We start from the raw sequence: 11,672 nt of genomic DNA, 5'->3' as shown, positions 1-11,672 counted from the left end.
GGTTTTCCATTGACGATGTGATCGGCAAAAAACGGTTCATGCCCTGAAAAAACAGAAGTAAAGCGCTGGGCGGTAAAGGTCGATGTATTCGCGTGGAGCAGCGGGTGAAGTCTGGCCGCTTTCTCACTTTCCGCTGAGCCTGTTTTGTCAAGTGACACATCAGCTTTTGTGACCCAATATCGGTCTTTGGCAAAAGGGTAAGCCGGGAGACTGATGCGGCCCGGGTTGCGCTGATAAAGAGCTGACCAATCGACGTCAAGTCCTTTAACCCAAAGGTCAAGCAGCTTTCCGTATTTCCCTTTTTTCAGCCAGGCATTTATGGTAAGCGCCATATCTTCATCGGAAGTGAGCGAAGCCGCCAATGAATGATGTTTGGCTGTCCTGCCCCGCCAGATATGAGCATGTTCGATATTATGATCGTTTGAGAAACTCATAAGCTTCATTTTCAGTTCTTCTATCGACTCGGCCGTAAATGCAAGCCGCTCAGCCATCGGTTCTCTTCCCGCCTGAAGCGTGTAAGCGATCTTGGCCAAATCCCCGTCAGAACGTTTTTTTCTTATGACATCATCCAGAAGCTGGCGGGCGCGCTCTTTCAATTGCTGCTCATTTCGCGCTGATAAAATAATAACAGCCGGTTTTTGCGGAGAAACAGACGCGTTTTCTATTGGTTTCAGGCTGTCAGACGGCACATATTCCTGAATGATGACATGCGCGTTTGACCCTCCTGCTCCAAACGAGGAAATACCGGCAATTCTCGGATATTCCTTCATTTCACCCGTGATATTTAAGACAGGTCGTTTCCATTCCGTTTCTTTTTGCTGTACGAAAAACGGAGTGTGCTCAAACTCAATATTCGGATTCAATTCCGCCGCATGCAATGAAGGGGCAATCCTCTTATGTTTCAATTGGAGAAGCAGTTTGGTGATTCCCGCAATCCCGGCAGCGCTTTCTAAATGTCCGATATTTGATTTAATTGAACCGATGGAACAAAACTGCCGGTCTTCTGTTGTCAGGCGAAAAGCTTTCGTTAACCCGTCGATTTCAATCGGATCACCGAGCGCAGTGCCCGTTCCGTGGGCTTCCAAGTAACTGACCGTTCTCGGGTGAATGTCTGTCCGTTTCAACGTCTCTGCGATCAGATCAAACTGCGCTTTCGGATTCGGCACCATATAAGCGTTTGTCCTGCCTGCTGCGTTCAGCATGCTTCCTTTGATAACGCCGTAAATATGATCGCCGTCTTTCTCCGCTTGAGCAAGCGGCTTTAACACAATCGCCCCTACTCCTTCACCGTCAACAAAACCGTCCGCCCTGTCTCCGAAAGATTTGCATTTATCACCGGGAGACAGCATTGAAAAAGCGGACAGCCGCTCATAGTGGGCCGGATCAACAATAAGATTGACTCCGCCGGCAATCGCTGTTTCACTCATTCCGCTCCGCAGGCTTTCTGCGGCGAGATGGACAGCTGTTAAAGAAGAAGAGCATGCTGTATCCACAGCCATACTCGGCCCTTGAAAATTGAACAAAAACGATACTCTGTTTGCGATAGACCAGTCGCTGGGAACTGTCGGGTAATTGCTGTTCATCACACCGACAAAGACTCCGATTTTCCGACTGTCACAAAGCGTGGCCGGGGTGTACCCCGCATCTTCAATGCTTGAATAAGCAGTCTGCAGAAACAACCTTTCCTGCGGGTCCATCCTTTCAGCTTCCGCGGGAGATATACGGAAAAACAGCGGATCAAATTTATCAATGTCATCGAGAAAACCGCCCCATTTTGAATAAATGGACCCCCATTTTCCGCGTTCCTCGTTATAAAACGTTTTCCAGTCCCAGCGATCTTTCGGCACTTCAGTGATAGAATGCCTGCCGGCTTTTACATTTTCCCACAGCTCATCAACGTGATCAGCGCCCGGATACCGGCCTGACAGACCGATGACAGCGATATCCTGGATATAGGGATCTCCGTTTGTCCTGCTGCCTTCCTCGTTTTGAGGAATCCTATTTTGTTTTACATTCAGGTTATCTGTGTGATCAGACAGCTGCTCCTCACGCACACCCATCGCTTTCATAAATGCTCCCCGCTGAGAAAGAAGCAGGTAATCCGCGATTTCTTCTATCGTCTGATATTCAAAAAAGAGGGTGCTGGTCATTTGGTCAAACACGTTACGAAAAGCATTTGTGAGCCTGACGACCAGAATAGAATCCAAACCGTATGCGGTTAAGGAAACCGACGGATCCATTCTCCCGCTCGGAATCTTCAGCGTTTTTCCTATTAATTCCGTCAGATATGTGATGCCCCGTTCCCTTACGTTTGGAATCGGCGCGGCGCTTTCTGCGGGAGCCTGCACCCGTCCGGCGTTTTCGAGATGAGCCCGTCCATTCCCGAATTGCCGCTCGAGCGCTTCTTTACGGGAAGACAGAAAGTAATCCGCAAGTTCATCGATGGTTTGATATTCAAAAAACAAAGTGCTGCTGACAGAACCGAAGACGTCTTTTAACGCGTTGGTCAGTCTGACGACCAGTATGGAATCCAATCCGTATGCGGTTAACGGTTCATGGGATAAAAGACGATGCGCCGGCACTTTAAGCGCTTCACCGATTACCTTCTTCATCAGTTCAACGCTTTTTTCTCTCAAGCTGAAATGCAAGGTATCATCCGAAAGACCATCTGCGTCATACGGACGGCGCTCCGGTTTTTCTTCTGACGCCTGCGGAAGGGCAAGCCTGACCGTTCCGTCACTTTCAGCCGCTATAATCTGCTGGCCCAAGTCGTGTGCGGCTTCAGCCGGAAACAGAGGATGGACGAATCCTTCAAGTGAAAGCGCTTCTGCCCAGCCGGCCGGCTCAACCCCCGGACAGCCCGGAATCCGTAAATCATGATCCTCATACAGCCACCAGCCTTCAAGAAGGCCGAACGTCACATGGTTGAATACGGTGCGGCTGTTGATCTCATTTATAAACAGATGGCCGTTTTTTTGCAGCATTGCTTTCGCATGGCGCAGCGTAGAGCGGATATTTTTTGTCGCATGAAGCACATTGGTCGCGATCACCGCGTCATACGTGCCGATGTCCGGCGCTTCTGTTGATACCGGCTGCTCAGCGTTGAATATTTTATAAGTGACATAAGGATATTCCGGACCGAATATGTCTTCTGCATGTAAAAGAAATGCTTTAGAAATATCCGTGAAACAATATTCGGCAATATGCGCTTCATACGGTTTCAATTTTCTCATGACCGCGGCGCTCGTCCCGCCCGTTCCGGCTCCGATTTCTAAAATGCGGATTTTCGCCTGCGGGTCTTTTTCCAGACGCTCCCGCAAAACTGCAATCAATGTGTCAGCAAGCTTGTCATTGAAAAAATCAGAAATGATATTATTGCGGTAAATGCCTTCCACAAGACGGAAGGAGGAGTCAGGGAACATCACTTCCGTTGCCGGAAGCTTACCGGTTAAAATGTCTGGAAGCACACGCAATGTCTCTTCTGCCAATCTGACATGCGCCCTCATGTCTTTCTGGCGCAGCCAAGTCTCTTTTTTCCGCTCCCATTCCTCCCACACCTCCCCTAGATCCGTTTTTTCCGGAGCAAGCGCTAATTCAGTCAGGAAGACAAAGCTCTCTTTCAGCCATCTGCTGTATTGTTCCGTTATGCCGGCAGCCGATTGAAATAACGGCAAAGTCTCATCAAGCCTTGCGCCCATCTCATAAAGGGTTGATACAAGTATTTTTTCAATGAGGGATTCCATCTCTCTCATGCAGCTCATGACATTTGATGCTTTTACCCGCTCAGCTTCGTCATTCTGCGTGATGTTAACCGCTAATTGTCCGAGTGCGGAAGGAACCTTTTCCGGATAAACCGTTACTTGTTCTTTCAGATCATCTTTCATAAAAACCGGATCTGTCGTTTTGATCAGCGCCAGCTGGTCATAAGGTCCGGAAAGCAGGGCTTCCAGCGTTTTCATCGCTTCGGGCGCCTCAATAGAAGCGATTCCGTCCCGCTCCATCCGTTTCCGGTATTGCTCTGAAGCGACAACGCCGACACTTCCCCAAAAGCCCCAATTGACAACTTTTACGGCATACGGCGCTTTTTGTGAGATCCGCTTAGCAAAAGCGTCTTTAAACGTGCACCCGGCGGCATAATTGCTCTGTCCCGGCGCTTTTTGAAACGACATCATCGAAGAGAAAAACAGCAAGAAATCCAGCGGTTCCCCTTCAGCTACCCTGGCAATCTGCAAGCTGACATCAGTTTTTGCAGAAAGTGAAGCGCGGAACTGGTCCTCTTCCATATTGGCAAAACTTCGGTCTGATAACACGATGGCGGAATGAATGATTCCGCGCACCTTTCCATGTTCCTTCACAATGGTGTCATACGCCCGCTTGAGAGAATCATAATCCGCAGCATCCGCACTGAAATATTGCGGTGCGGGACCTAAAGCCGCAAGTCTTTTCAGCTTTCTTTCAATCTGTGTATCTTTTTTCCGTCTCCCGATCCAAGCAATTTTCGCCTGATAGGTCTGAATCATATATTCAGTCCATACTTCTCCTATTCCGCCTGCTCCGCCGATAATCACATAAACCCCGCCGTGCCGGTATAATGAAGGCTCAGCTGCATGAGGCTGGCAGACGGCCAATTGCTGGCGGTGCCACTGACCTGCACGTAAAACCCACGGATTTCCCTCGGGGTCCGCCGGTAAAGAGAAGATATCGGGAAGATGCCGGTCTCCCCTTTGAGATTCCAAATCAAGAAGCCGGATGCTCCAATTGCTGTATTCTTTTGCGAGCGATCCCGCTAATCCGTGTATGCTTGCATGACTCGGGTTGACCTCATCATGTTCATGAATCGGCTGTGCTTGAAACGTGCAGATTGTCAATGATAGTTGTTCCGTGTCAAAATTCAGAAGCAGAAGCGCTTTTACCAGCCGGAAAAGCTGCATGACCCCGTGCTCCTGTCCGTCGGCCGTATCCGCATCATAAACGGATGGAATCGGATGATCCGGCGCCGCCCATATCATGTGTTGAAAAGAGCCTTGCGCTTTCAGTGTTTCAGCCATTTGTTCCGCGCTGTCCAAAGAAGTGATGTCCGGAAAACGGACATCGGAATACATCTCTTTCAAAGCCTGCTGAAAATCCGGCCCGCCCCCGATGACGATTATTTTTTCTTCACGCATGAAAGACATGCCGGTTTCCGGAATGGTGACAGTGTTCCAAACCGGTGTCATAAGCAATTCCTTTTCACGGCTTTTCTTCGGCGTGACGCCGGCTTTTTGGTTAAACCCGGCGCTTTCCTGCACCTCTTTTATGATAAAATCTTTCACTGCCGCCAGCAGCACGCCGCGCTCATCACAAATATGCAAATCAAATTGGTGAACGGAGGCCGCTTTTACCTCCGCATGCACAAATACGGTTTTCGCTAACGGTTTAAGCAGCTGTATTTCTCCGAAGGAAAACGGTACGATAAGCGCAGGCTCTTTTTGAAATTGCAGCACATGCGCCATTGCGGTTTGAACAGCGCCATCCATTAAGGACGGGTGCAGGATGTACTGTTTAAAATCGGCTTCCAAGTGTGACGGGAGCGTTAATTTGGCCAGTGCTTTCCTTTCTGTATAAGAAAATTCGCGGATGACCTGAAAACTGTCCTTTTGCACGATTCCCGCCTCAGAGAACGAGTGATAGATGTCTTTCGGCTCCGTTCTCTGCGAAAATAACGCCGGGAGCTGAAAGACCTGGGCCTCAAAAGGCGCTCCTTTTTCTTTACAAATCACTTCTCCTTGCGAAAAGAGAGTGCCGGCCGCTCCTTTTTCCTTAATGACATAGCTTATACGCTCTTTTTCTGCTTCAAACTCTATCATGACGGATCTTGGGTCTGTCCCTGTCACAATCGGCTCCATATACCACACATTTTGAAGAGTGACGGCCGGGCGTTCTCCCCACAATGCCGCGCCGTATGCCGCCATTTCCAGATGACAGACTCCGGGGAGCACATATTTTTCGTTCACTAAATGATCTTTAAAGAAATATTCATCCTTGGAAAATATCTTTTGAAACGTCCCTTTCCGGGCGGATGAAACATTCTCATCTAGCAGAGGATGCAGCGCTTCACGCCTTTTGGTATTTTGGGGCTTTTTTGTATACCGCTTTTTTTGATCGGTCAGCCAGGACGTTTCCTTTAAAAACGGATACGTAGGAAGCGGAACTTTCTGATACGGCGTCTCCGGCTTTTTGCAACCTTGAAAGCCTTTCACCCACAGCGCGGCAAATTTTTCAGGATCTGAAACGGATTGGCCTGAAACGTCCGGCCGCCCGGGTGACGCTTTTCCGAAGTAAATATGCCTGCCGCCGCTGTGACCGCTCACAAATCCGTCCAATCGCTGTTTCAGCTCAGAAAGGGATGATGCGATTACCGCAAGCCGGAAGGAGAAAGGCTCTCTGCCTGACAATAGGGTGGCAGCGATATTTTCCAGGCTGTATCCGCCGGCAGAAGGCGAGTTTTCCAATCGGGCAAGAAAGGAGCTCAATTTCCCGGCATATTCTTTCAGCTGCTGTTCGGAATGTGCGCTTAGTACGACGGCATGCGGTTGTTGCTCAGTATTCCCGTCCGCTTGCCGTTTTGGCTGATAAGCACCTACGATCAGATGGGCATTAGAGCCTCCTGCGCCGAACGAACTGATTGCGGCGATTCTCGGTTTATCTCCTTCAGCCGGCCACGGACGGTTGTTTCGAACGACATAAAATGGCGAATCAGAAAAAGAAATCTTGCGGTTCAGTTCCTCGGCGTGCAGACTGGCGGGAAGCGTTTCATGTTTCATGCTTAAAAGCACCTTGATTAAACCGGCGATCCCTGAAGCCGCTTCCAAATGTCCGATATTGGATTTCACCGAGCCGATTCCGCAGTCATTTTTCTCATCGGCCTGTTTCTCAAATGCCATAAACAGACCGCGTATCTCAATCGGATCGCCGAGTGCCGTGCCAGTACCGTGAGCTTCAATGTAGCTGATATCCGCCGGACTTACCGCGGCTCTGTTTATAGCGGATAAAATCAGGTCCCGGTGCGCTTCCGGATTCGGCACCGTATACCCGGTCGTTTTGCCGCCGTGGTTAGTGGCGGACCCCTTAATGACACCGTAGATGTGGTCGTTGTCCGCAATCGCTTTTTTCAATGGTTTTAACAAAACGGCTCCCGCGCCTTCGCCGGGCACGTAACCGTCTCCACCTTCACCGAAACTGCGGCATTTTCCTTCAGAAGACAGAAAATGCGATTGGCTTAAAAACATGTATTTTTGCGGATGTAAGCTGAGGTTGACGCCTCCGGCCAGCGCCATTTCACAGTCGCCCGACATAATGGCCTGACAAGCCTGATGGACGGCGACAAGCGATGAAGAACACGCCGTATCAACAGCGATACTCGGTCCATGGAGATCAAGGAAATAAGAAACCCGGTTCGGAATCCCCCAATATAAGGAGCCGGGGCCTTTATACTGATCTTTGAGGAAACCTTCTTCGTGTGCAATTAATGAATATTCATTCCAGGTCACTCCGGCGAATACACCGATTTGATCCGTCGGCCTCGCCGCCGGGTTCCCGTAACCGGCATCCTCCATCGCTTCCCAGCAGCACGTGACATACAGTTTTTGCTGAGGGTCCATTAAATCAGCTTCCCACGGGGAAACAGAAAAAAACAGCGGGTCAAATCGATCCGGACGATCAATAAAACCTCCCCATTTACTGTATGACGCGTATTCTGCCGTTTTCTCTTCCGAGTAATAAGAGCTGTCCCATCTGTCCTCAGGGATTTCGGAGACACAATCTTTATTTTCCATTAAATTGTCCCAAAAATCATGCTGGTTTTCCGCTTTCGGAAACATCCCGCTCATTCCGATAACCGCAATATCAGAACTCCTGTCCGTTCCCGGTTCGGGCACCTTTTCAGCCGCCTGTACAGGAAGCACTTCTTCCTGCCGGCTTCCCGTATCAGGCTCCGTTTCTTTGAATTCAAGAACGCTTTCGGGATTTCGTTTCTGCGCACTTAAAAACTCACTCAATTTCTCAATGTTCGGATATTCAAACAGCAGCGTTTCAGAAAGGCCGGTAAATTCTTTATGCAATATGGTCATGATTTCTTCACTGATGAGAGACGTCACGCCAAGAGTAAAAAAAGCGGTTTTATCTTCTGCTTCGGTCACCTCGGCACCCAGCTTTTCCGCTATTACCGTTCTTAAAAATTCGTTAATACATTTCATGAGGATACCATCCCTTGTACAAAAGAATTTTTCTGTGCTTTAACAAGTTAATCCGCCGTCTATCGCCATTGTCTGTCCGGTCATAAAGGACGATTCAGGAGAAAGCAGGAAACGAACGAGTCCGGTCATATCGTCTGTTTCGCCTAAACGCCCCATCGGCGTCCTTCTGATAATCTGCGATTTTTGTTTTTCCGGCATATTTTTCGTCATATCGGTGTCCACAAAACCGGGCGCAAGTGAATTGACACGGATTCCTTTAGACCCGAGCTCCCTGGCCAGGCTTCGCGTCAAGCCGTCAAGAGCCGCTTTGGATGCGCTGTAGACTGAAGTGCCTTTAAATCCTCTTGAACCGATAATGGAGCTTATGTTAACGATTGATCCGGAATTTTGTTTCAGCATGACCCGGGAAACGTTTCGGGTCAGCTTGATGACTGAACCGATATTCAGATTGAGGATGCGGTCAATGTCTTCATCATTGGTCAGGGGCAGCAGCTGATCAAGGTTCAAACCGGCGTTATTGACCAAGCCGTCTATTCTCGAAAACTTGCGGTATACTTGAAGAACAAACTGTTTCATGGCGGCATCATCCGCCGCATCCGCCGCTTCCCAATAAAAACGGTCACGGTACTTTTCACTCTCTCTCAATGTGTTAATAAAATCAGATTCACTGCGGCTGAAAGCGGCTACTTTGTAATTCTCATCCAAAAGCGCCTGTACAATCGCTTTTCCGAGCCCCCGGCTACCTCCGCTGACGACCGCTACTTTTCCGTTATTCATATTTGCCTCCTGTTTTACACGTTTCTTATTTTTTTAAATCGGTCATTAGACAGTTTCCGATCTGTAACAGAAATGATCTGCGGTATCTGATATGGCTGCAGCTTCTGTCTGCAATGAGCTACGGCCCGCTTTCTGAAAGATTTGATATCTTCCTCTTTTTCAAGCACGGCCTCCGCCGCGACAATCTCGCCCGTAATCGGATTTTTTCGGCCCGTTATGAGAACATCCCGGACATTCGGTATCTCCAGAAAGACGCTTTCCACCTCTGCCGGAAACACTTTCTCTCCGCCCACATTAATGATTTCACTCTTTCTTCCGAGAATTCTTATATATTCGCCGTCTGTTTCCACCTGGTCACCGGTGTCGTACCAGCCGTCTTCATCGAAAGGTGAGGGTGCGTTTAAATAGCCGAGCATCGCCGACTCAGAACGGACCCAAAGCGTGCCTCCGGTAATTTTGGTCTCTGTTCCGGCACCGCCTACTTTCATCCAAGTGGATTGGCTGTCTTTTGATTTCGTTGAGAATATACCCAATTCAGTTAATCCGTATGTTTGTTTCAGCCGTACATCCGGAAACAGCCGGTGAATGCCGCGCAGCGTTGATTGGGGCATCGGTTCTGTGCCGTAAGTGATCAGCTGGAGTGAAGACAGGTTATAGCCGGCATCCGCCTTGGACATCAGCAGCATGTTTAAAAAGGTCGGGGTGGCGGGGAGCACTTGGACAGCATGTTTGTCGACCGCCTGATAAACGGACTCCGGCGTTCTGCTGTCTGATGTGACGATCGTTCCCCCGTTAAACAGAATCGCAAACAGCGTATTAATGCCGCCTATATGATCCAATTTCAGAAAAATGAGCGTACGCAGCGGTTTTCTCTTCGCCGTTTTGTATTTTTCAAGCAGCCGGCCGGCGCTTAACACGGATGCTTTGCTTTTGCCGGAGGTTCCCGATGTGAAAATAATAATGCCTGACTCCCCTCTCTCGCGCAGGTCATCAAGCAGAGGGTGGGAGGCGCTTTCAGAACCTTCACGAAGCGTCCAGCTGTCATTTTCATTTATTTCAATGATTTGATTCACTTTCGCGTCTTCAAACATATCGAGATGCTTTTCCCTTGATTCATTGCTGAGAGGGACAACGATATTTCGGTTTAACAAAAGCGCCATCAGCAAAAAAATGGCGTTCGGGGAATAATCCCCGATAAGCGCCACACATTCTCCTTTACGTATTCCGTTTTGTTCAAGTTCTTTCTGAAAAAAGCTGATTCGTGTCAGCAAATCATCATACGTAAAAGTCTGCCCCTTAAAAATGAGAAACTCACTGTCCTGCGTTTCCCTAAGCTTATCAGTCACCCAGCTGATATCTCCCCCGCTTTCTGTTTTCATGATTGAGCACTGTCCATGTATTTTTGATAAATATCACAAATGCTGCCGACGGTTGTAATGCTGGAAATCGTTTCTCCTTGGGAAAAAGGATCTACTCCGGTTTCCATCTCCATCTGTGCGACTAATTGAGCGATATCCAGTGATGAGAATCCCAGATCCTCTATGACTCTCACATCATCTCCCGCTTCGACGGCCCGATATGACTGCTGTTCTTGAATATCCTGAATAATTTGAGCGATGATCTGCTTCATTTCCTTGGTTTGTTCCATTTGCTTTCAGCTCCATTCTTCATTTTATAAACTTCTGATGACCCGTTTATAATCCGGAATATGATCTTGTGAAGAGGTCGGCACCGCCAGCAGCTTATCCACCTTGGAAATGGCCAGCAATGTATGATTCCTTTTCATATAGACTTCAATCTGATAGCTGATTTTCGCCACTGAGATCATACCGAGGGACTCACCGTGAAAGTCGGGATCGCATTCTTCAATGTGTCCCGTCATATAAATATCAAGCTCTTCATCTGCAAAACAATTTCCGTAATAATACGTCTCTCTTTCAAGCAAAAATAAATGCCGCGCGATTGAAACCGGAAAACCCGGCTTCGACCGGCGCGTCATCCATTCAAATTCCGCCGCATCCATTATCTTGCTGAATTTCGCAAACACCATGGCATGCCCCGGCGCAGCATCCTGATCAACAGGAACCCGATATGAAACGGGGTCCGCTGTTTTGAGGTTTCCCGGCTTCATACCGAAAGCGTCCGTTCTGACTTTCTTTGACTGCATCAGCGCGTAAGGCGGCTTGGCTAGCTTAGAAAGTTCCGCAATACATTCAGCCTTCGGCGCTGAGACTTTGCGCGTCGAACCTTCTGTTTGTGTGACGTCAACGACAATTAAACTATTGGCTTTCATAGAAGGAAACCGTCCGTGGTCCCACTCGCTTTTATCAGAGCTGACCGCTCCTTTCGGCCCGAACAAATAATCAGATTCTAATATGGTTTCTCCAAACCGGGAGATATCGACTCCGACGGAAACCTCGTCCCATAATCGGTACTGATCAAGAGGCTTATCTGAAGGAACTTTGAGATGTGTCATAAAATAAGCCGGATACAAAATCAGCCCTTGGTGATCGGCCATCTGATCAGGCCGGAATCCCGTTCTGTCCGTTAAATGGTGACTGTGTGCGTTGCCGAATAACAGCAGCAGCGCGTACTCATTCAAATTCCCTAACCCGACATGGCTCATCGTTAATTCATGATTTTCAATCAGCATGGTAGTCC

Annotated in this window: 5 protein-coding genes; all 5 read right to left on the bottom strand. The window is 48.7% G+C overall.

Going from position 1 to position 11,672, the window contains the following annotated elements; translation table 11 throughout:
* A partial coding sequence (locus tag G9F48_RS13025) for a type I polyketide synthase (protein WP_165409589.1) occupies nt 1–8,234 on the bottom strand: 8,234 nt, incomplete at its 3' end.
* Nucleotides 8,235–8,273: 39 nt separating this feature from the next.
* Complete coding sequence (locus G9F48_RS13020) at nt 8,274–9,011, bottom strand: SDR family oxidoreductase (RefSeq protein ID WP_003153268.1); 738 nt, start codon at nt 9,009–9,011, stop codon at nt 8,274–8,276.
* A gap of 14 nt (nt 9,012–9,025) precedes the next feature.
* Nucleotides 9,026–10,390 (bottom strand): long-chain fatty acid--CoA ligase, encoded by a 1,365-nt coding sequence (locus G9F48_RS13015; protein ID WP_165409588.1) that lies wholly within the window; start codon nt 10,388–10,390, stop codon nt 9,026–9,028.
* Nucleotides 10,387–10,659: an acyl carrier protein gene (locus tag G9F48_RS13010; protein ID WP_003153264.1), complete on the bottom strand. Its 273-nt coding sequence runs from the start codon at nt 10,657–10,659 to the stop codon at nt 10,387–10,389. The genes G9F48_RS13015 and G9F48_RS13010 overlap by 4 nt, the downstream gene beginning before the upstream one ends.
* Before the next feature lie 24 nt (nt 10,660–10,683).
* Nucleotides 10,684–11,664 (bottom strand): LnmK family bifunctional acyltransferase/decarboxylase, encoded by a 981-nt coding sequence (locus tag G9F48_RS13005; protein ID WP_165409587.1) that lies wholly within the window; start codon nt 11,662–11,664, stop codon nt 10,684–10,686.
* Nucleotides 11,665–11,672: the final 8 nt, after the last annotated feature.

The organism is Bacillus sp. EKM420B (assembly GCF_011065565.1).
Classification (GTDB): domain Bacteria; phylum Bacillota; class Bacilli; order Bacillales; family Bacillaceae; genus Bacillus; species Bacillus velezensis.
Note: the sequence above shows the minus strand (reverse complement) of the source record. Positions and strands in the feature narration are given on the sequence as shown.